This window comes from Gibbsiella dentisursi (assembly GCF_039539505.1).
In the GTDB taxonomy this organism is placed as follows: Bacteria; Pseudomonadota; Gammaproteobacteria; order Enterobacterales; family Enterobacteriaceae; genus Gibbsiella; species Gibbsiella quercinecans.
The window spans coordinates 411,334-431,378 of sequence record NZ_BAABDG010000002.1 but is presented as its reverse complement, the minus strand read 5'-3'; the positions used below and the strand labels follow the sequence as shown (position 1 = coordinate 431,378).

The following is a 20,045-nucleotide window of genomic DNA, read 5'->3' as shown; positions in this document are numbered from 1 at the left end:
CGCGATCGCGCATGCCATAGCCAGCAAACAACATGCCGGGCAACCCTACGGGCCTGGTAAGCCAGAAGGCGATACGGCACTGAAAAGCGCGAAGGGCACGGGTTTGAACAACCGCGGCATATCGTAGGTAACAATTAGCAGACAATAATGAATTCGAATGAATCGTTGATAACTGGTCACCTGTTTCGTTCGCCTGATGAGCACTCTGTACCCCATACACGCATTTGCGTAGTTGCTCACAGAGTTTGCGCTTGCGCGAATTTTTTGCGGGCAACATGCGGAGATTTAAGGTATTTCAGTTATTAGTGGTTTAAAAATAAGGCGCTAAGGAGACTGTAAATGACTGACAAAAAAGCGACGCTGGCACTGAATGACGGTGCAGCGCCGATCGAGCTAAACGTACTGACCCCGACGCTGGGTCCTGATGTCCTCGACGTCCGCGCCTTGGGCACGAAAGGTTACTTCACCTTTGATCCTGGCTTTACCTCTACCGCGTCCTGTGAATCCAAAATCACCTACATCGACGGTGACAACGGCATTCTGCTGCACCGCGGCTTCCCGATTGAACAGTTGGCGAAAAAATCCACCTATCTTGAGGTGTGTTACATCCTGCTGTACGGCGAAACGCCAACCAAAGAAGAGTTTGAACAGTTCCGAACCAACGTCACCCGCCATACCATGATCCACGATCAGATCACCCATCTGTTCCGTGGTTTCCGCCGTGACTCACACCCCATGGCCGTGCTGTGCGGCGTTACCGGCGCGCTGGCGGCCTTCTATCACGATGCGTTGGACGTCAACAACGAGCGCCATCGGGAAATCGCCGCCTTCCGTCTGCTGTCGAAAATGCCGACCGTCGCGGCGATGTGTTACAAATACTCCCTTGGCCAGCCGTTTGTTTATCCACGTAACGAGCTGTCGTATGCGGGTAACTTCCTGCACATGATGTTCGCGACGCCGTGTGAAGAATATGTGGTCAACCCGGTGCTGGAACGCGCGATGGATCGGATCCTGATCCTGCACGCCGATCACGAACAGAACGCCTCGACGTCGACCGTGCGCACCGCCGGTTCTTCCGGCGCCAACCCGTTCGCCTGCATCGCGGCCGGTATCGCATCGCTTTGGGGGCCTGCGCATGGCGGCGCCAACGAAGCCGCGCTGAAAATGCTCGAAGAAATCAAGAGCGTTGAACACATTCCGGAATTCATCAAACGCGCCAAAGACAAGAACGACTCATTCCGTCTGATGGGCTTTGGCCACCGCGTATACAAAAACTACGATCCGCGTGCGACCGTAATGCGTGAAACCTGCCACGAAGTGCTGAAAGAGCTGAACAAGAAGGATGACAACCTGCTGGAAGTAGCGATGGAGCTGGAGCACATCGCACTGCACGATCCGTACTTCATCGAGAAAAAGCTGTACCCGAACGTTGATTTCTATTCAGGCATCATCCTGAAGGCGATGGGCATCCCATCCTCCATGTTCACCGTGATCTTTGCCATTGCCCGTACCATCGGCTGGATCGCTCACTGGAGCGAAATGCATGCCGAAGGGTTGAAGATCGCTCGCCCGCGCCAGCTTTACACCGGCTACGCCGAGCGCGACTTTGACTCTATGCTGAAAAAATAACAACGCAGGGTTCTTGCCTTACAGCGTTAAGCGCCGCCCCTGGGGCGGCGCTTTTCGTTTTGCAACCAGGCAGGGATAGAAGAAGCCCGATCTGGCCGGTGAGGGAACACGGTTTTCCCGCTATTTCTGGCACCCCGGGCACCAATAGAACGGCCGTGAAGACAGCGTCTCACGAACGATCATGGCGCCGCAGCGCGGGCATGGCTCGCCGCTGCGGTGAAACACCTTAAAGCTAAAGAGAGTGCCGTGGTGGCGGTTGTCATCCACCTGCCCCCGCGTCTGGTAAGACAAACGCGGGATCTGCAGCAGCGCCTCGGCCAGGCGGTGCAACGCCGGCGGCGCCAGCTCCTGCGCCCGATGCTGCGGCGCCAGTTCGGCCTGCCATAAAATTTCAGCACGCAGGTAGTTGCCCAATCCGGCGAGAAAGGCCTGATCGAGCAACATTCCCCCCAGTTGCCGCCGCCTGAACGCCGGCAGCAATAAACGCTGTTCGACGGCGGCCACCGTCACCGTAGGATCCAGCACATCCGGGCCGATGCGTTGCAAAAACGGGTGCTGCTCAATCTCTTCACGCGGCCCAACGGTAATATCCGAAGCACTGTAGAGCAAAATCGCCCGCTCCGGCGTTTGCAGGCGCACGCGTAAATCACGTTTGGTATCGGGCACCTCCCCGGCACTAACCACTTTCCACACGCCATATAGCTGGTTGTGGCTATACATCGTCAGCCCATCAGAAAAATGGATCAGCAACGCCTTGCCACGCGGTTCAATCGCGATCACCCGCTGGCCAACCAGCGTTGCCTGATAGTGCTTCAACTGTGGAAAAGCAAACCAAACGTCAGTCAGCGGTTGCTCAATCACCGCAGCCGCCAGTTTATCCGCCGCCCGGCGTATTTCCGGCCCTTCCGGCATCTAAGACTCCTTAATGCGTGGCGCCTCCGGCCACTTTTCGATCCTGTTCAACCTGTAAGGCGATAGATATCGCCAACTCCACGGCAATTAACACCGTATGGGCGGCCATACTTGGCGCACCGGGATGTGCGATTGCCTGTTCAGGCAAATAAGGGATATGCATAAATCCCCCTTTCACCGTCGGCCGGCCGCGCAAATAATGCAACAGGCCGTACATGACGTGATTACAGACATAGGTCCCGGCCGTTTGCGATACCGAAGCGGGAATACCCGCGGCACGAATCGCTTCCACCACCGTTTTGATCGGCAGCGTACTGAAATACGCAGCCGGCCCGTCGGCCGCTATCGGCTCATCGATGGGCTGATAGCCTTTATTATCAGGAATGCGCGCGTCGTTGATATTAATCGCCACGCGCTCAAGCGTAATATCGGTTCGCCCTCCCGCCTGGCCGATACACAACACCATTGCCGGTTGCCACTCATCAACCGCCGCCTCCAGCACGGTTAACGCCTCACCAAACACGCACGGCAGCTGGCGCGCGATAATATGCCCCCCGGCCAATTCGCGATCGTTCAACTGCTTCACGACCTCCCAGGAAGGGTTAACAGATTCGCCATCGAAAGGTTCAAAGCCGGTAATCAGAACGTTGCGCATAAAAGATACCCTACAGGAACATCAAAAAATAAAGCAGCAGCACGTTCACCACCAACAACGCGATTCCCGTTGGGATCTGGGCTTTAATAACGGCGTTTTTATCCGGCAGCTCCAACAATGCGGCGGGGACAATATTATAGTTAGCCGCCATCGGCGTCATTAATGTGCCGCAATACCCCGAGAACATGCCGATTGCCGCCATCACCGCCGGATTGCCGCCGTGCTGCAATACCAGAATAGGGATCCCAACCCCCGCGGTCACGATCGGAAAGGCAGCGAAAGCATTGCCCATAACCATGGTTAACAGCGCCATACCAACGGCATACACCACGACCGCAATAAAACGGTTGTCTACCGCCAGGTACTCTTGCGTCAAATGAGAAATCGCCGTGCCAACCCCCGCCGCAGTGAATAACAGCCCAAGCGTTGCCAGGATCTGAGGTAAAATAAACGCCCAGCCGACGGAATCCAGCAGGCGCCGCGCCTCTTGGATCGGCTGATGGATTTTTTCACCGGTCATTTTTAACGCAATCAAACAGCCCAGCAGGCAGCCGACCGTCATACTGAACAAGGTGATCAGCGTCGCATGATTGCCTGGGCCGAACACCTTTGTTTGCCATACCTGCACGTTGGTAAACAGCAATACGCCGATTACCGTTACTACAGGTATCGTCAACGCCGGCACAAATAAGCGGTTGCCAAGCCGTTGGGCGCTTTCCTCGCGCTGTTCCACGCTGCGCTGGTGATAATGGCCCAGGCGTACCCCGCCAAACCCCGCAATCAGCGCCATGACAACCACCAGCACACCGACCAGAATATGCAGTTGACGGCGAGCCTCTTCCCCAGAACCAAACAGCCCGTAGGCCCAATCACCGATCAAGAAAATTACGCCATACAATCCCCAAAACAACGCGGTGAAGATACGGCGTGGGTTAGCGCGATCGCGTAGAGACATCGCTGCGACAATCAATAAAACTGCGCCGGCAAGCCAGTAGAGGTATTGCTGTTGGAAATTCATTGCGCCTCTCCCTTCGCTTTTAATGCCGCCTGGTTAAGCTGCGCCAGCTCTGTGCTCAAGCGCTTATCCATGCGGTACATACGCCAGGCATGGATCAAAAAAGCGAAAATGGCGGTGGGGATGCCCCACAAGGCGATATGCAACGGCTCGGTTTGAATCCCGCCAGACTCCAACATAAAGTTGTGCATGAAAATAATCGCGCCAAACGCAACGAAGATATCTTCGCCAAAGAACAGGCCCACATTATCAGCCGCCGCAGACATCGCGCGTAAACGATAGCGAACATGCTCCGGCAATTCGCCGTAACGTTTTTTCATTGCGCCTTCAGCCATGGGCGCCAACATGGGCCGCACCATCTGCGGATGCCCACCCAGGCTGGTCAGCCCCATTGCCGCGGTTATTTCACGGAAAAACAAATAGATGATCAGCAGACGCCCTGCCGTCGCACTTTTGATTTTGGCAATCCATATTTGCGCACGTTCCTTCAATCCATGGCGTTCCAGCAGGCCAATTACCGCTAACGGCAACAGCAGGATCAATGGCAGATTACGGGTATTGAGGAACCCTTCGCCAAGCTTTTCCAGAATAACGGCCAGCGGCATTGAGGCCGCCAGCCCGGTAATAATCCCTGAAGCGATGACCACTAAAACCGGATTGATGCGCAACAAGAAACCAATCACGATGGCAGCGATACCGATCAGTGGCCACAAATCCACCCCATGTTCCATAGCCTATTCCCTCTGATGTTGTGTCAGCGTTAATTCCACGTTGTTCCGTGTGGATAGCGGCCAGCCTCTGGAGATGAAAAAGATTTACACCTTCATCGGCCATTACCGCCAATCAATGTTCATCCAGCCCCCAGGCAATTTGTTGGATAAAATGGTCCTGTTCAATTTTGGCGCGCTGCGCCTCCGCCAGCGTGCAGGGCATAAAATGAATCGGTTCCCCCAGGCGAATCTGCGCCAGGTGGTAGAGATCGGCCTCGATCACGCAGGCGATGCGCGGGTAGCCGCCGGTCGTTTGCGCATCCGCCATCAGCACGATGGGTTGCCCGTTATGCGGCACCTGAACCACGCCAGGCACCAGGCCATGTGACAAAATCTCATGTTCAGTGGTGCGGGCCAAAGCATGGCCGCCGTGCAAACGGTACCCCATGCGGTTGCTCTGCGGGCTAATCTGCCAGGGGGTGCGCCAAAAGGCGTCCTGCGCTTCTTCACTGTATTCGCCATACTCCGGCCCGGGTAACGCACAAATACGGTTATTAAACAGCAACTGTTTCACCCCGATGCTGTCACGCGCCAGCGTTTGGCTTTTGCCAAGCGGCAGCCGATCGCCATCCCGCAACGGCCGCCCTTCCAGGCCCCCGAAAGCGGCCTTAACATCGGTACTGCGCGATCCCAGCACCGCCGGCACGGCAATCCCGCCCGCCACGGCCAGATAGCTGCGCATACCACGCCTTGGCATATTCAACACCAGCCGTTGGCCTTTTTTTACCCGGTAACGCCAGCCGGTCCATAGCGGTTTGCCATCCAGCGTTGCGTCACAGCCCGCGCCGGTGAGGGCGAACCAGCCGGCGCGGCTGAATTCGGCACTAAACTGCCCAAGGGTGATCTCCAGGCCGGCGGCGTCTTGCGGATTCCCCACCAATAGATTGGCGATCTTCAGCGCGGGAATATCCAGCGCGCCACCCTGGCTAACCCCCAGGCGCCGGAAGCCATGGCGGCCAAGATCCTGCACCGTGGTAAAAATGCCCGCCCGTAGGATTTTCAGCATACGCCCTCCTTTTGCGGCACAAAACGCACGTTGTCGCCGGGGCGCAGCAACGTTGGCGGCATGGTGTCAGGGGTAAACAAAGCCCGCGGCGTACGGCCAATAATTTGCCAGCCGCCCGGGCTGGCCAACGGATAGATACCCGTTTGGCCGCCGCCAATCCCTACCGATCCGGCCGCGACGCTCAGGCGCGGCTCTGCACGGCGCGGCATCGCCAGTTTTTCCGGCATGCCGCCTAGGTAAGGGAAACCGGGCTGAAAACCGAGGAAGTAAACCACGTAGGCCGCCGCTGCATGGCATTCCACCACCTGCTGCGGCGACATACCGGTGTGGTCCGCCACCGCGGCCAGATCCGGCCCATATTCGCCGCCATAAATGACGGGAATATCCACATGACGCGGCTCCGGCACCAGGCTTTCTTCACGCTCCCAGCCTTGCTGCAACGCGGCCAGCATGGCCTGCGCGTTAGCCTGCGGCACCCGCAGCAACAGCGTTAAGTTATTCATCCCCGGCACCACTTCATGCACGTCGGGGTGATGATTAAGCTTTTCGGCCAGTGCCCAGATCCGCCGTTGGCTGACCAACGTGACCGGCGGCGCCAACTCAAGCACGGCGGCTTTTTCACCCAACAGGTAATACTGCGCTCGTTGCACCCCGACACCTCTTTTTATGATGAAAAACCTCACTGTTATGCGCGAGGCAGCTTCCGCTGTCAATAGAACAACCGGTGAAAAAAGAAGGGATTAAACCGCATTCACGGAAGGGAAATAATTGAAAAGTGGGCCAAATCTTGCTGCAGATAGGATTAAAGGGTTCAGCCAGGCTGAACCCTTGGCCAAAGATTAAGCCGGATTGGGAATATCGATAAAGGTGACCTCAAAGCCATGGTTCTGCTGCAACCACTCGCCGAGCGCCTTGATCCCGCCGCGCTCAGTGGCATGGTGGCCGGCGGCAAAGAAGTGCAGCCCCATTTCCCGGGCGACATGGATGGTTTGTTCAGAAACTTCACCGCTGATAAATGCATCCACGCCAAAACGCGCCGCGCTATCGATAAAACTCTGCCCGCCGCCGGTGCACCAGGCCACGCGGCGAATATGCGCCGGCGCGTTATCGCCGCAGTGTAATACGCTGCGGCCCAGGCGGCTTTCCAGACGCTGTTTCAGCTCATCAGCGCCAATCGGCCGTTCGAACTCCCCATGCGGCAACAAAGGCTCAACTTCACCGATCACGCGGATACCCAGCGCCAGCGCCAACTGGGCGTTGTTGCCCAGCACCGGGTGCGCATCCAGCGGCAAATGATAACCATACAGATTGATGTCGTTGGCCAGCAGCGTTTTCAGGCGATTACGTTTCATCCCGCGCACCGCGGGCGCCTCATTTTTCCAGAAATAGCCATGGTGCACGACGATGGCATCCGCCTGTTGCTCAACGGCGGCGTCCAGCAATGCCTGGCAGGCCGTCACCCCGGTGACGATCCGTTGTACATGAGGCCGGCCTTCCACCTGCAAGCCATTCGGGGCGTAGTCTTGAAAAGCCGAACTGTTTAATTCGGTATTGATCAGATGTTCCAGATCGAGGTTAAGCATAATGTCCTCTCTTTAAAATCAACCTATTATACCCTTCATACTTCAAGTTGCAGGTGTGTTGGCTTTCCTCGCTCACCCCAGTCACTTACTACAGTAAGCTCCTGGGGATTCGCTGCGTTGCCGCCTTCCTGCAACTCGAATTATTTGGGGTATGTATCTTCCCCTTTTGGCGCCGAAGCCCACCGCAAGGCGGAAGATCAAAACTGTTGCCGCTCCCCTTGCTCCATCAAAATAAAGCGCACGCCCATATCATTCCCCTGTTCCAACTGTTGGCGCACCGTGGCGCGCACGTCACCGCCCTGTTTCAGGCTCGGTTTGATATGGCTGATGATCACCGGCAGATCTTTCAACGCACCGTCGCCGCCGCTGTATTTTTCCAGGTTTTTCAGCTCCGTCAGCAACCAGGCAGGCGTCAGATGACCATATAATTTGCTGTCTTTCACCCCATTGGGGTAGGACGTTTCAATGATCATGCCTTTCAGCTTCCCCTGCTCGACTAGCGGCCCAAGCGCCCGCCAGGCGGTATCCAGATGGCGGGATTGTTCAACCGCATCCGGCCCGGTATCGCCGAAATAGGCAAAGGAATCAGTGCGATCGGAAATCAGCACCATGGCGGAGGGAGTCTTCGCATGGCTTAACGGATAAAGCACGCCGCTAAGCCCGGTATTGCCGAAGGTGAACCGCTGCAGTTCACGCACCGGCTGCAGGCGATAGGTACCAAGACGCGTGCCGTTGCCGGAATCGGTGAAGTTAGGCCAGGCCTTCCAGTTAAAATAGTGGTTGCGCAGGGTCAGCACCGCATCAGTGGATGCATAAAGGGTTTTGCGGCTGTCTTCCGGCGCGGCCAGGATCAGCCCGGCAACGTGGTCAAGGTGCGCATGGCTAATAAAATAACTGCCGATCAGTTCACGCAACACATAGCCCTGCGGCGTATACGGCGCGGCAAGCGCATCGTTAACCTGGGGGAAGCTGCCCTTTGCCAACCCTTTGGCGATACCCGGCAATAATGAACCGGCATCCAGCGCCAGATATTGCCGCTGGCTATCGCTACGGATCAGGTACGAGGTCAGGTTGCCGTCGCTAACGCCGCCCTCGACGCCCAGTGCCACAACGTCGAACGCCGCGCTGGCCCACGAGCAGTACCCGGCCAGGCACAAGGCCACTAATTTATTCATCATGACAGGTCACTCCAGCTTTGCTTTAACGCGCTTCCCGCTTCGCCGCCTCAAAAGCTGCCAGTGTTTCACGCCGCGCCTGCTGATGTATCACGATCGGTTGCGGATAATTCAGCACGCGCTGCCGCTGCTTTTCCAACCAGCGATAGGGTTGATGAATATCATTGTCCGGCACGTCTGCCAGTTCAGGCAACCACTTACGAATAAAAGTGCCTTGTGGATCAAAACGTTCTCCCTGGGTGGTCGGGTTGAAGATGCGAAAATAAGGCGTTGCGTCGGTGCCGGTAGACGCCGCCCACTGCCAGCCGCCGTTGTTGGCCGCCAGATCGCCGTCCAGCAATTGCGACATGAAGTACCGCTCGCCGGCACGCCAGTCGATCAGTAAATCCTTCACCAGAAAGCTGGCGCTAATCATCCGTAGCCGGTTATGCATCCACCCCGTGGCATTCAGTTGCCGCATCGCCGCATCGACGATCGGGTAGCCGGTTTGCCCTTGCTGCCAGGCTTTCAGCAACGCCGCATCCCCCTGCCAGCGCACATTATCCGTCCAGTCAATAAAGGGCCGGTGCTTGCACAGCGCCGGATAGGCCACCAGCAGATGACGATAAAACTCACGCCAAATCAGCTCATTGAGCCAACTGAACGCACCGCCTTCGGTGTTTTCCAACACCTCCGGGCATTCGGCCCGCAGCCGGTTGACGCACTGGCGCGGCGAGATCACACCGGTTGCCAGATAGGGCGAAAGACAACTGGTTCCTGCCAGCGCGGGCAGATCGCGCTGTCGCACGTAATCCTGCACCTGCTCGCGGCAGAAAGCCCGTAACCGCTGTAGCGCCGCCTCTTCACCGCAGGGGAATGCATCGCTCAACGCCGCCTGCGGGTAATCAAACGGCGCGATCGGGCACACCGCGATCTTTTTGCCACGCGCTTTGGGCGCCGGTAAAGAACTGACGTCCGTGGCCATCAGGCGCTGAATAAAAGCCTTGCGAAACGGGGTATACACCCTGAACATTTCGCCCTTGCCGGTCAGTACACTGCCTGGCGGCAACAGCAGGCTGTCATCAAAACTGTGGCACGCAACGTTGCCCGCCAGGCGCGCTTCCAACTGGGCATCACGCTGGCGCTCGTTAATTTCATACTGGCGATTATAGTAAAGCGCATCCACCTGCTGTTGTTGGCAGAAGGCCACCAACCAGTCAACGGATGCCGAAAAATCATCGCATTGGTGGAAGAACAGCGGGATTGCCCGTTGCGCCAATGCCTGCTGGAGCGCCAGCAGGTTGGCATGAATAAACCCGGCCTGGCGCGGCGCCATACCGTGTTGCTGCCATTGCCCTGGTGTAGCGATAAACACCGCCAACACCTTGGCATCGGGATCGTCACAGGCGGCGTGCAGCGCACGATTGTCGGTAATGCGCAAATCATTGCGCAGCCAAATAAGATGGGTAGCCATAGGCGCTTCCTTGTGATTAACGGCCGTAGCGCAGGCGCAGAGCTTCCGGGTAGGGTTCAAAGTAACGCTGCTGTGCCAGATAGCTATCCGGGTATTCAGCCATATAGTGTTTTAGCAACGCGATAGGCACCAGCAACGGCTGCATCCCCTGGCGGTAACGATCGATAAGCTGCGACAGCTCCTGGCGCTGGGCCGGGCTAAGCTGGCGACGGAAATACCCCTGAACGTGCATCAGCACATTGGTGTGGTTACGGCGCGTGGCCTTATGCGCCATCAGCGCCATTAAGCGGCTGCGGTATTCCGTGGCGAAGGCGTCCAGCGAATCCCATTTTTCGATATCCGCGACAAAGCGGCCAAGCGAGCGGTATTCCGGCTGCGAATGCGCCAACAGCGAGAGCTTATAGCGGCTGTGGAACGCAATCAGCTTGCCGCGCGTCAGGCCAGAGCGCCATAAGGTATTCAATTCGTGCAGCGCATAAACCCGCTCGACAAAGTTTTCACGCAGTGCGGCATCTTGCAAACGGCCGTCTTCCTCAACGGGCAACCAGGGCATCTGGCGCATCAGTTCAGCGGTAAACAGGCCAACGCCGCTTTTGCGCGCGCCGTCGCCATTTTCGCTGTACACCCGCACCCGCTCCATGCCGCAGCTTGGCGATTTTGAACAGACAATGTAACCGCACAGGTTCCCCAGTTCGGCGACCTGCTGCCTGGAAAAATGCTGCATCGGCTCGGTGACGTCAATGCTGCTGTCATTGCTGTTGCACAGCCTGATTTGCTGCTGCTGTTTAATCAAGCGCAGCGCTGGCCGCGGCGAAGGTAACCCTATCGCCATTTCCGGGCAGATGGATGAAAATTGCACATATTCGCCGAGTTGTTCTACGGCAAACGTTAGCCTTTTATGGCCACCGTCAAAACGCACGGCGCCGCCTAACAGGCAGGCGCTGATACCGACAGGAATTTTGTCACTCATGCTTCGCTCCCTCAAAGTAATACTAAAGTGTAGAAGAATTCGCAGCTTAGTACGACCTAAGGGTAAAGAATCGCGGGGAGAATGTTTACAGACAGGCGCGGAAAGCGCCCAATCAAACCATCAAGAAGAAGGAAGAAGACAACCGCCGCATGGGTTGAGCCGCCGCACGCCAAAAAACGCTGGCCGCTCAAGCCGCGGAAACTCAGTAAAAATCACCGGCCGCCAGTTCCGCCTGCTGTAACCAAACGGGTTTATCGCTGGTTTTTGACCAAACGCGATGCAGGTAGCTGTAAAACCGCGCGCGATCGCGGCGGAACAGCATCACAGGCAGCGCCAGAGCGCCAAGCAAAATCACTGCGCTGCGGCGCAGGAGAATCCGATGCATGGGATAGGCCTGATACAAAGACATGCGAACCTCCTAAAAATGCCGGCCGCTAAACTGCCAGGAACGCGGCGGGCAAAACAAATGAAAGAGTGGGTGGTGAAATAGTAAGCTGAAGGGAATCTTATCGCAGTTGATGAAAGTTTACTACTCATCCGACCACTAAATAACAAAATAATGCGCAAATTTTCATCAACAACGGCAATTTGTTTATTTTTTGTTATTAAATGACTTTATTATGGTTATTTTATTGTAATTTTGTTTCTTGCACATGCGGTACACCCCCTTCGCCGTGCGGGCGTTCGCCACCGCCAGAACAAAAAAAGTGCGGCAATATCTGCCGCACCTTTAGTATTGCAAGCCGGATTACTTGGCTGAAGCCAACACTTCGCTGACGATATTCACCGCTTCGTGTTCGATCTTCTCGCGGTGTTCAGCCCCGAGGAAGCTCTCACAATAGATTTTGTAAGCCTCTTCCGTGCCGGATGGGCGTGCAGCGAACCAGCCGTTGTCCGTCATCACTTTCAGGCCGCCGATTGCGGCGCCGTTGCCCGGCGCGGCCGTCAGGCGAGCCGTGATCGGATCGCCAGCCAGCGTGCTGGCCTTCACCATCTCTGGCGAAAGCTTGGCCAACACGGCCTTCTGCGCATGGGTCGCCGGCGCCTGAATACGGTTGTAGCTCGGCGCGCCAAAACGCGCGGCCAGCTCATCGTAATGGGCCTGTGGGTTTTTGCCGGTAACCGCCGTAATTTCCGCCGCCAGCAGGCACATAATGATGCCGTCTTTATCGGTGGACCACGGTTTGCCGTCAAAGCGCAGGAAAGATGCACCGGCGCTCTCTTCACCACCAAAGCCGAAGCTGCCGTCAAACAGGCCGTCAACGAACCACTTAAAGCCCACTGGCACTTCCACCAGCTTGCGGCCCAGGTCAGCCACCACGCGATCGATCATCGCGCTCGACACCAGCGTTTTACCTACGGCGACGTCAGCCCCCCACTGCGGGCGATGCTGGAACAGGTAGTTAATGGCCACCGCCAGGTAATGGTTCGGGTTCATCAGGCCCTTCGGCGTAACGATACCGTGGCGGTCGTAGTCCGGATCGTTGGCGAAAGCCAGATCAAACTTATCGCGCAGCGCCAGCAAACCGGCCATCGCCGATTCCGATGAGCAATCCATACGGATAATGCCGTCGTGATCCAGGTGCATAAAGCGGAAAGTTTGATCGACCGAATCGTTAACCAGCGTCAGATCCAGCTTGTAATGTTCGGCAATGCGCTGCCAGTAGGTAATGCCCGAACCACCGAGCGGATCAACGCCCAGCTTCAGCCCCGCCTGCTGGATGGCCGGCATATCTATGATATTAACCAGCCCTTCGACATACGGCTGCACCAGATCCTGCGCGTGCAGATGGCCGCTTTGCCAAGCTTTGTCCAATGACTGGCGCGCCACGCCTTTCAACTGCTGCGCCAGCAGTTCATTGGCGCGTTTTTCGATCACCGAGGTCAGGTTGGTATCCGCCGGCCCGCCGTTTGGCGGATTATATTTAATGCCGCCGTCTTCCGGCGGGTTGTGCGAAGGCGTGATAACGATGCCATCCGCCAGCGCGCCACCGTCGCGGTTATGCACCAAAATGGCATTGGAAATCGCCGGCGTCGGTGTGAAACCGTTGTTTTCCTGCACGATCACATCAACACCGTTCGCGGTCAGCACTTCCAGCACGGAAATAAATGCCGGTTCCGACAGCGCATGGGTATCTTTCCCCACGTAGCAAGGGCCGGTGATGCCTTGTTGATGGCGCACTTCCGCTATCGCCTGAGCAATCGCCAGAATGTGAGCTTCGTTGAAGCTGTGGCGTTGAGCGCTGCCACGGTGACCTGAAGTACCGAACTTAACCGCATGGGCGGCATTGCCCACCTCCGGCTGCAGCACATAGTACTGCGAAGCCAGTTGGGCTACGTTAATCAAATCGCTTTGCTGAGCAGGTTGCCCGGCACGTGGGTTGTTCGCCATCGGCATATCTCCCTGTACCCTCCCGGCCACCGGGCAGACAGCTGCGCACGGCCACCGGTCAGGCTGTTCGCTAAATTAGATAGTCCCGCAAACTTTCTCAGTCAGTTCCGCCGGGAACTGCATGGCCTGCATGATGTGTTCAACCATGCTGCGCTTGCGGCCGGTATTGGTATTGGTGATCACCCAGTATGGCGTACCTGGAACGTGTTTCGGTTTGGTATGCGTCCCATTTGCCAGCAGGGTTTGCTGATCGCCGGCAAAGTAAGTACGGGTACGGCCATGTAATGCTTCGGTTGCAGCGGCAAAGCCCGCGGCATCCTGGGTATACAGAGTGGAAAGTACCAGCATAAAACGGTTGACGGCTTTATTCTGCTCGGCGTATTCGTCCGACAGCAACAGCTCGCGCATGGCACGCACGCGATCGCGCGGGCGCGATTGCGCCGCATTTTTCTCTGGCTCCGCCGCTGCGCTGCCGCCCACTGGCACAGCGCGCACTGGCTGCCCCGCAGTGAACTTCAACATACGCCGTAAAATATCAGACGCGCTTTCACCAATATGTTGCGTGTGGCTGGCAATATAGCGGTAAAGTTCTTCGTCGACTTCAATAGTTTTCATCTTTATCCAGTACGTTTTTTTCTACTTAAAGCCTGAAGCCAGGTTCTGCATTCAAGCCATGGGATTATAAAGTTAAAAGCGCAGGGGCGGACACAATATTGTTCCATCTGGCAGCAAAAGCAGATTATTACCTATCGCCACCGGAGGCAAACGCCACGCCTTACCATGAAAAACCCACGTTATTCATTGGGAAGACCAACCTGATTCAATCATGATACCCTAATCTTGGTATCCATAAATCATCAACTTCACCATGAAATTACATTATCAACGCTTGGCGGCACCGGCGGATGCACCGGCAGCACTGCCGATTATTTTGATCCACGGTCTGTTTGGCGATCTCGACAATCTGGGCGTGCTGGCGCGCGATTTGTGCCAACAGCACACGGTAATAAAAGTCGATCTGCGTAATCATGGGCTTTCCCCTCACGCAGAGGAGATGTCTTATCCAGCCATGGCGCAGGATCTGCTGGCCCTGATGGACGAACTTTCGGTAGCAAAGGCCATCGTCATCGGTCATTCAATGGGCGGCAAGGCGGCGATGGCGTTAACGGCGATAGCGCCGGAACGGATTGAAAAACTGGTGGTTATCGACATCGCCCCGGTGGCCTATGATACCCGCCGCCATGACAAAATTTTCGCCGCGCTGCAGGCGGTGGCCAACGCCAACGTGTCCCAGCGCCGTGAGGCCGCCTTGCTGATGCGCGACTATATTGATGAAGAAGGCGTCATTCAGTTCCTGCTGAAATCGTTTCACAACGGCGCCTGGCGTTTTAACCTGCCGGTGCTGATTCAACAATATGAGGCAATTCTCGGTTGGCAGGATGTGCCTGCCTGGCCACACCCGGTGCTGTTTATCAGCGGTGGACTATCACCCTATATACAAGACAGCTACCGTGATGAAATCACCCGCCAGTTTCCGCAGGCCCGTGCCTATGTCGTCGCCGGCAGCGGCCACTGGGTTCACGCCGAAAAACCACAGGCGGTATTAAGAGCAATTCATCGATTTATCGGCCCGGCCTGAGCCAATTGGCGGAAAAACGCGCTAAAGATAAGCGCTTAGCGCGTTTGCGCCGCAGTTAAGCATTGTCGTTGCTCTACCTGCTGGGGTAATATGGCGCGCTGTAATTTTGCCGCCTAAGCTCCGCGTTTTAACCGGCGCCAGGCTGGGGGCGAATTTTGGGTTAGGGTTGATTGGCCCGACAAAATGTAAACCGAACCGTCCAAAGGCGCATAAGCGCTTTTTGATACAAACTCCCTTGCAGTTACCGCAACAATGGCTAAAGAACAAACGGATCGCACAACGCTGGATCTGTTCGCAGATGAACGCCGTCCGGGGCGCCCGAAAACTAACCCGCTTTCCCGCAATGAACAGCTTAGGATCAACAAGCGCAATCAGTTACGGCGCGATAAGGTTCGTGGCTTGCGGCGTGTGGAGCTGAAAATCAATGCGGACGCGGTAGACGCTCTGAACAAACTGGCGGACCAGCGCAACATCAGCCGCAGCGAACTCATTGAGCAGATGCTGTTGGCTAAACTGGCGGAAGAACAGCCAGAACTCTGATCTTGCCGCCCTGGCGCGCGGCGCAGGCGTTAAGGACAACGCCGGATCGCTCCCGCTTTCTTCCCCCTAGGTATCGCATAAATGCGATAAATCCTGCGGGTAAATTTCTGGCATGATAGGCGTTTACCGATAAGAAACAGCGTGAAAATGGCGCACGGGATGCCCAGCGCTGCGTCGCCATCGGCGTCTTATCGCGGCACAACTTTATTGAATTGAAAGGGTTATACGCTATATGGCAACTGTAGGCATTTTCTTTGGCAGCGACACTGGTAATACCGAAAACATTGCCAAAATGATCCAAAAACAATTGGGCAAAGAAGTGGCTGAAGTTCACGACATTGCCAAAAGCAGCAAGGAAGATCTGGAAGCCTTCGACATCCTGCTACTGGGTATTCCAACCTGGTACTACGGTGAAGCGCAGTGCGATTGGGATGACTTCTTCCCTACGCTCGAAGAGATCGACTTCAACGGTAAGCTGGTCGCGCTGTTCGGCTGCGGCGATCAGGAAGACTACGCAGAATACTTCTGCGATGCGATGGGCACCATCCGCGATATCATCGAACCACGCGGCGCTACCATCGTCGGCCACTGGCCAACCCAGGGCTACCATTTCGAAGCCTCAAAAGGTTTGGCGGATGACGATCATTTTATTGGCCTGGCCATTGATGAAGACCGCCAGCCGGAGTTGACCAACGAGCGTGTCGACGCTTGGGTCAAACAGATCAGCGAAGAATTGAATCTGGCTGAACTGGCCAACTAAACCTTGTGGGTGGCAGTTGAATAATGGCCCTGTAACGTGCATAGTAGCAATGTCAACAGGGTCATTATTGATATTATGAATTGAAGCAATAGAAGCTACGATTTTGTAACTTCTCACATCGTCACGGTAAACTGCGGCATCGGTTTATCCCATTCATCAAGACGTTGCATATGTAAAATGCAATAGTGCAAATATAGCGTTGTTAACAACCGGCGGTTTTCATTTAGCACAACCGGTTCTATAATGTGACGCAATTATATCTTTGTGCCGACCGATGCCATAGGCGAGAACGCCTCAACTTGATTAGCATAGTAACAGGACTGAATCCGCATGACTGACAACAACACCGCATTGAAGAAGGCCGGCTTAAAAGTCACGCTTCCGCGACTCAAAATCCTGGAAGTGCTGCAGGATCCGGAATGCCACCACGTCAGTGCGGAAGATTTGTATAAGAAATTGATTGATATGGGCGAAGAAATTGGCCTGGCCACGGTGTACCGCGTGCTCAACCAGTTTGACGACGCCGGCATCGTCACCCGCCACAATTTTGAAGGCGGCAAATCCGTATTTGAATTAACTCAGCAACACCACCACGATCACCTGATTTGCCTGGACTGCGGCAAAGTGATCGAATTCCGCGACGAATTTATTGAAGCGCGCCAGCGTGATATTGCCAAAAGGCACGGTATCAAACTCACCAACCACAGCCTATATCTGTATGGGCACTGTGAAACCGGTGATTGCCGTGAAGATGACGCGATACACAACGCAAAGTAACAGGTGCTTGCCCCTACCGTAAAAAACAGCCGTATATGCGGCTGTTTTTTTATGGCCTGCGTATGCAGCCCGCGCGGCGCGCGGGCTGGCGTAACTACTCTTGCACCGTTTCGCTACGGCTAAAGCGCGTGCCGTCCGGGCTGACGGCGCGGATTTGCACCCCGGCGGAAACGTTCGGCCTGGCGCTGCCGTCATAGCGCCGCCACTGTTTGCCACCGTCGGTGGAATATTCAATCCCCAGGCCCGGCAGTGAGATATTGGCCTCCAGTTTGCCATCAACGATGCGCGCGCCAGGCACCGGCAAGCGGTAGTGGATACCACCCTTATCCAACTTGGCCAGTTCACGCTGCCCTAACAGATTGGCAAAGCGCAGCCAGTCTTTATCCAACGCCGCGCGATCGACAAACTGCGTTTCACCACCTTTATATTCGCGCCCGGCCTGATAATCCAGTTCCCAGCCCGCACGGTGCCACGCACGCTCCGCCACCGAAATGACGCGCGGGAAAATCATATATTCCATCTGCTCGTCGGTACGTACGGTTTCGCTCCAGGACTGCGCCGACAGCCCATAGGCGCCTGGCCATGGCTTCTCGCTCTTGGCGCTGAAGGCATCACCGTCGCGATCGCGCGAGGTTTCCGCATTCTGCGGCAGGTTGTCCGGCGCAAAGCTGAACATTTTCTGTTCATCGTTAAAGCGTGCCGCCCAATAGTACCCGCGTTCGTTGGGATTAACTTCGTACGGGAAATCCATGTAGACATAATCCGGGTTGGAGATCGTCACCTCATAGCCCTTGTTCGCCCAGTCGTTAGCGGTGTCGAAGCCGCCCCAGTACAGGGTATCCCAGAAATTAACGCCAACGCGCTTGGTGGCGAATGCCTTGGCGTTTTCCGCGTCTTTCAGGCCATCCTGCCAGGCCTGCATTTTTTCGATGCCGTGCGCGTTAACCCGTTTGCTCACCTCAATGGCGAAATAGCTCGGCAGGTGCGCCATATCCTGCACCTTGCCTTGCGCGATCATCGCCTGGCAAACCTGCGATTTCGCCCAGGGTTTGTCCTCTTTGCTAAGATCGATCACCCCTTTGCCTGGCTCCGGATGGCGGATATCGGTATAGCCGGTGCCCAGGCGGATATTTTTTGCTTCATCACCGCCAAAATGCCAGGTGGTCAGCGGTTGGCCGGCCTCTTTATGCATCAGGGCGATCTCGCCAATCACCTTATCGGCAAAGCGCGTGGACGATGGCAGGCAAGGGTTCAGGTAGCTGTGGCGATCGTAAAACTGCACCGACGTGGTATTGGAGTCATCGGAGGGATCCAGCAGGCGGTACTCACCAGCGGCCTGTTCCTTGCCTTCGGCGTGCAGCTTTTGGTAGCGGGCTTCCATCGCCACCACCGCCGCACGGGCGTGCGCCGGCATGTCAATTTCCGGGATCACTTCAATCTGGCGCGCCTGGGCGTATTTTACGATGTCGATATAGTCGCCGCGGGTGAAAAAGCCGGAACCGTTATTATCGCTGTCCGGCCCGGAGCCCAACTGGGGCAACAGGCACGTTGTTTCTGTCAGATCGTGGCAGCGCTTGCCACCCACCTCGGTTAACTCCGGCAGGCCGGGAATTTCAATGCGCCAGCCTTCGTCGTCGCTCAGGTGAAAGTGGAATTTATTCAGCTTATAGGCCGCCATCTGGTCCAATAAGCGCAGAACCGCGTCTTTGGTGTGGAAATTGCGCCCCACGTCCAGGAACACGCCACGGTATTGAAAACGCGGCGCATCGCGGGCCGTCAGCACGGCGATTTTTTTGTCGCCACCGGCGGGCAGCAGCGAAAGAACAGACTGCAGGCCATAAAATACGCCCGCCTCATCAAAGCCGGTAATCTGTGCGGATCTCTTATCAATCGCCAGCGTATAAGCCCCCGGCACCGCCCCGGCGCCGCTGAAAGCGTGTGGGTCAATCGCGGTTGTGACCGGATACCCGCCCGCACGCTGGGGGATGCCAAGCTGTTCGAAACGCTGGATGACGGCGCTGGCTGCCGGTGCCGCCAATGCACCAAGCGCCAGTGCAACGCCCTGGCTAAGATCGGCATCCCGAGTGGGATCAACCGTCACCTGCAGCGGCGTTGGGATTATCTGCCCGCGCAGCGCCGTGGCCGGCAGGCGGCTTAACGCCGCGTTTTTCGTAAAGCGCGTCGCCGGCGTCATCAGGATGTTGTTATCATGTTGGGTGCGTTTCCATTGATCGCCGCTTAACGGCGTCAGGAACTGGTGCAAATCTTCAGTATCGGTGTTCACCAGCACCTTGGGCTTGGCGTTACCGGAGGTGGCATACCAGCGCGGCATCACATCGCTGTTGAACAATTGCCAGTATTCCCCCACCAGCGGGATCTCCACACGCCCTCCGGCCGGGAAGCCGGTGAATTTATCCGTCGGCTCCAGCTTATGTAAATCGCCGGTGATAAAGCTAATTTTAAACTGATCGCTATCCACCTTCAGGATCTGGCGGATGCTGTGAAAATAGATGGCCCAATCCTTTTCTTTTATCGCTGCGCCATCGTTGATTAGGGTAAGCACCGCCTGGTTACACGCCGCCCAATCCGCCCCCAGCTTGGCGCAGTCCACGCCATGCTCTCCCGCACGATTATCCACGATGCGGTAATTAACCTTCAGTTGGCTCAGTTGATCAACCACCGCCTGCGCCGCCGCCCCAAAGCCCACCGTTGCCATCAGCGCCGCCAGCGCTCTCAACGTAAATTTATTCATTTTCAGCTCATCCTTAA

At 56.2% G+C, this 20,045-nt stretch carries 19 protein-coding genes; 5 read left to right on the top strand and 14 right to left on the bottom strand.

Features of this window, described 5'->3' with window-relative positions:
• Nucleotides 1–339 precede the first annotated feature (339 nt).
• Complete coding sequence (locus ABFX35_RS02410) at nucleotides 340–1,629, top strand: citrate synthase (protein WP_095845434.1); 1,290 nt, start codon at nucleotides 340–342, stop codon at nucleotides 1,627–1,629.
• Nucleotides 1,630–1,749: 120 nt separating this feature from the next.
• On the opposite strand, the gene nei is transcribed toward ABFX35_RS02410, so the two are convergent.
• The 13 genes from nei to seqA all read right to left on the bottom strand — a co-directional run bounded on the left by nei (nucleotide 1,750) and on the right by seqA (nucleotide 14,175).
• Nucleotides 1,750–2,541, bottom strand: a complete 792-nt coding sequence (gene nei, locus ABFX35_RS02405; protein ID WP_346078959.1) for an endonuclease VIII — start codon at nucleotides 2,539–2,541, stop codon at nucleotides 1,750–1,752.
• Nucleotides 2,542–2,551: 10 nt separating this feature from the next.
• A complete protein-coding gene (gene pcp, locus ABFX35_RS02400) occupies nucleotides 2,552–3,196 on the bottom strand; it encodes a pyroglutamyl-peptidase I (protein ID WP_346078957.1) in 645 nt (214 codons plus the stop codon).
• A gap of 10 nt (nucleotides 3,197–3,206) precedes the next feature.
• Nucleotides 3,207–4,214, bottom strand: coding sequence for a DUF979 domain-containing protein (locus tag ABFX35_RS02395; RefSeq protein WP_346078955.1), 1,008 nt, complete (start codon nucleotides 4,212–4,214; stop codon nucleotides 3,207–3,209).
• Nucleotides 4,211–4,942: a DUF969 domain-containing protein gene (locus ABFX35_RS02390; protein ID WP_346078953.1), complete on the bottom strand. Its 732-nt coding sequence runs from the start codon at nucleotides 4,940–4,942 to the stop codon at nucleotides 4,211–4,213. Before ABFX35_RS02390 ends, ABFX35_RS02395 begins: the two co-directional genes overlap by 4 nt.
• A 112-nt stretch (nucleotides 4,943–5,054) precedes the next feature.
• Complete coding sequence (gene pxpC, locus ABFX35_RS02385; protein ID WP_346078951.1) at nucleotides 5,055–5,987, bottom strand: 5-oxoprolinase subunit PxpC; 933 nt, start codon at nucleotides 5,985–5,987, stop codon at nucleotides 5,055–5,057.
• Nucleotides 5,981–6,637, bottom strand: a complete 657-nt coding sequence (gene pxpB / locus ABFX35_RS02380) for a 5-oxoprolinase subunit PxpB (protein WP_279029668.1) — start codon at nucleotides 6,635–6,637, stop codon at nucleotides 5,981–5,983. Before pxpB ends, pxpC begins: the two co-directional genes overlap by 7 nt.
• A 189-nt stretch (nucleotides 6,638–6,826) precedes the next feature.
• Nucleotides 6,827–7,570, bottom strand: coding sequence for a type 2 GTP cyclohydrolase I (locus tag ABFX35_RS02375; RefSeq protein ID WP_121553020.1), 744 nt, complete (start codon nucleotides 7,568–7,570; stop codon nucleotides 6,827–6,829).
• 197 nt (nucleotides 7,571–7,767) lie between these two features.
• Nucleotides 7,768–8,748 (bottom strand): MBL fold metallo-hydrolase, encoded by a 981-nt coding sequence (locus tag ABFX35_RS02370; protein WP_346078948.1) that lies wholly within the window; start codon nucleotides 8,746–8,748, stop codon nucleotides 7,768–7,770.
• A 22-nt stretch (nucleotides 8,749–8,770) separates the two neighbouring features.
• Nucleotides 8,771–10,198, bottom strand: coding sequence for a deoxyribodipyrimidine photo-lyase (phrB, locus tag ABFX35_RS02365; protein ID WP_346078947.1), 1,428 nt, complete (start codon nucleotides 10,196–10,198; stop codon nucleotides 8,771–8,773).
• Between the two features lie 16 nt (nucleotides 10,199–10,214).
• Nucleotides 10,215–11,168, bottom strand: a complete 954-nt coding sequence (locus ABFX35_RS02360) for a YbgA family protein (protein WP_279027056.1) — start codon at nucleotides 11,166–11,168, stop codon at nucleotides 10,215–10,217.
• Between the two features lie 202 nt (nucleotides 11,169–11,370).
• Nucleotides 11,371–11,577 carry a YbfA family protein gene (locus ABFX35_RS02355; RefSeq protein WP_095845445.1) on the bottom strand — a complete coding sequence of 69 codons (207 nt, stop codon included), beginning with the start codon at nucleotides 11,575–11,577 and terminating at the stop codon, nucleotides 11,371–11,373.
• Between the two features lie 339 nt (nucleotides 11,578–11,916).
• Complete coding sequence (gene pgm / locus ABFX35_RS02350) at nucleotides 11,917–13,560, bottom strand: phosphoglucomutase (alpha-D-glucose-1,6-bisphosphate-dependent) (protein WP_121553024.1); 1,644 nt, start codon at nucleotides 13,558–13,560, stop codon at nucleotides 11,917–11,919.
• A gap of 75 nt (nucleotides 13,561–13,635) precedes the next feature.
• A complete protein-coding gene (gene seqA / locus ABFX35_RS02345) occupies nucleotides 13,636–14,175 on the bottom strand; it encodes a replication initiation negative regulator SeqA (RefSeq protein WP_346078944.1) in 540 nt (179 codons plus the stop codon).
• A gap of 253 nt (nucleotides 14,176–14,428) precedes the next feature.
• On the opposite strand from seqA, the gene ybfF reads away from it, so the two are divergent.
• The 4 genes from ybfF (at nucleotide 14,429) to fur (ending at nucleotide 17,276) form a co-directional block, all read left to right on the top strand.
• Nucleotides 14,429–15,199: an esterase gene (gene ybfF / locus ABFX35_RS02340; RefSeq protein WP_346078942.1), complete on the top strand. Its 771-nt coding sequence runs from the start codon at nucleotides 14,429–14,431 to the stop codon at nucleotides 15,197–15,199.
• Between the two features lie 252 nt (nucleotides 15,200–15,451).
• A complete protein-coding gene (ybfE, locus tag ABFX35_RS02335; RefSeq protein WP_279027061.1) occupies nucleotides 15,452–15,739 on the top strand; it encodes a LexA regulated protein in 288 nt (95 codons plus the stop codon).
• A 232-nt stretch (nucleotides 15,740–15,971) separates the two neighbouring features.
• Complete coding sequence (gene fldA, locus ABFX35_RS02330) at nucleotides 15,972–16,499, top strand: flavodoxin FldA (protein ID WP_095845450.1); 528 nt, start codon at nucleotides 15,972–15,974, stop codon at nucleotides 16,497–16,499.
• Nucleotides 16,500–16,829: 330 nt separating this feature from the next.
• Complete coding sequence (fur, locus tag ABFX35_RS02325) at nucleotides 16,830–17,276, top strand: ferric iron uptake transcriptional regulator (protein ID WP_121553026.1); 447 nt, start codon at nucleotides 16,830–16,832, stop codon at nucleotides 17,274–17,276.
• Nucleotides 17,277–17,370: 94 nt separating this feature from the next.
• Here the strand turns inward: fur and ABFX35_RS02320 are convergent, their stop codons facing one another.
• Nucleotides 17,371–20,028 carry a beta-N-acetylhexosaminidase gene (locus tag ABFX35_RS02320; protein ID WP_346078939.1) on the bottom strand — a complete coding sequence of 886 codons (2,658 nt, stop codon included), beginning with the start codon at nucleotides 20,026–20,028 and terminating at the stop codon, nucleotides 17,371–17,373.
• Between the last annotated feature and the right edge of the window lie 17 nt (nucleotides 20,029–20,045).

Bases quoted from the DNA above. Each gene is read 5' to 3' on its own strand.
- ABFX35_RS02320 (WP_346078939.1), bottom strand. From the start codon at position 20,028: ATGAATAAATTTACGTTGAGAGCGCTGGCGGCGCTGATGGCAACGGTG.
- ABFX35_RS02395 (WP_346078955.1), bottom strand. From the start codon at position 4,214: ATGAATTTCCAACAGCAATACCTCTACTGGCTTGCCGGCGCAGTTTTA.
- ABFX35_RS02355 (WP_095845445.1), bottom strand. From the start codon at position 11,577: ATGTCTTTGTATCAGGCCTATCCCATGCATCGGATTCTCCTGCGCCGC.
- ABFX35_RS02370 (WP_346078948.1), bottom strand. From the start codon at position 8,748: ATGATGAATAAATTAGTGGCCTTGTGCCTGGCCGGGTACTGCTCGTGG.
- ABFX35_RS02375 (WP_121553020.1), bottom strand. From the start codon at position 7,570: ATGCTTAACCTCGATCTGGAACATCTGATCAATACCGAATTAAACAGT.
- nei (WP_346078959.1), bottom strand. From the start codon at position 2,541: ATGCCGGAAGGGCCGGAAATACGCCGGGCGGCGGATAAACTGGCGGCT.
- pxpC (WP_346078951.1), bottom strand. From the start codon at position 5,987: ATGCTGAAAATCCTACGGGCGGGCATTTTTACCACGGTGCAGGATCTT.
- seqA (WP_346078944.1), bottom strand. From the start codon at position 14,175: ATGAAAACTATTGAAGTCGACGAAGAACTTTACCGCTATATTGCCAGC.
- ABFX35_RS02410 (WP_095845434.1), top strand. From the start codon at position 340: ATGACTGACAAAAAAGCGACGCTGGCACTGAATGACGGTGCAGCGCCG.
- ybfE (WP_279027061.1), top strand. From the start codon at position 15,452: ATGGCTAAAGAACAAACGGATCGCACAACGCTGGATCTGTTCGCAGAT.
- ABFX35_RS02360 (WP_279027056.1), bottom strand. From the start codon at position 11,168: ATGAGTGACAAAATTCCTGTCGGTATCAGCGCCTGCCTGTTAGGCGGC.
- ABFX35_RS02390 (WP_346078953.1), bottom strand. From the start codon at position 4,942: ATGGAACATGGGGTGGATTTGTGGCCACTGATCGGTATCGCTGCCATC.
- pgm (WP_121553024.1), bottom strand. From the start codon at position 13,560: ATGGCGAACAACCCACGTGCCGGGCAACCTGCTCAGCAAAGCGATTTG.
- fur (WP_121553026.1), top strand. From the start codon at position 16,830: ATGACTGACAACAACACCGCATTGAAGAAGGCCGGCTTAAAAGTCACG.
- pcp (WP_346078957.1), bottom strand. From the start codon at position 3,196: ATGCGCAACGTTCTGATTACCGGCTTTGAACCTTTCGATGGCGAATCT.
- fldA (WP_095845450.1), top strand. From the start codon at position 15,972: ATGGCAACTGTAGGCATTTTCTTTGGCAGCGACACTGGTAATACCGAA.
- ybfF (WP_346078942.1), top strand. From the start codon at position 14,429: ATGAAATTACATTATCAACGCTTGGCGGCACCGGCGGATGCACCGGCA.
- phrB (WP_346078947.1), bottom strand. From the start codon at position 10,198: ATGGCTACCCATCTTATTTGGCTGCGCAATGATTTGCGCATTACCGAC.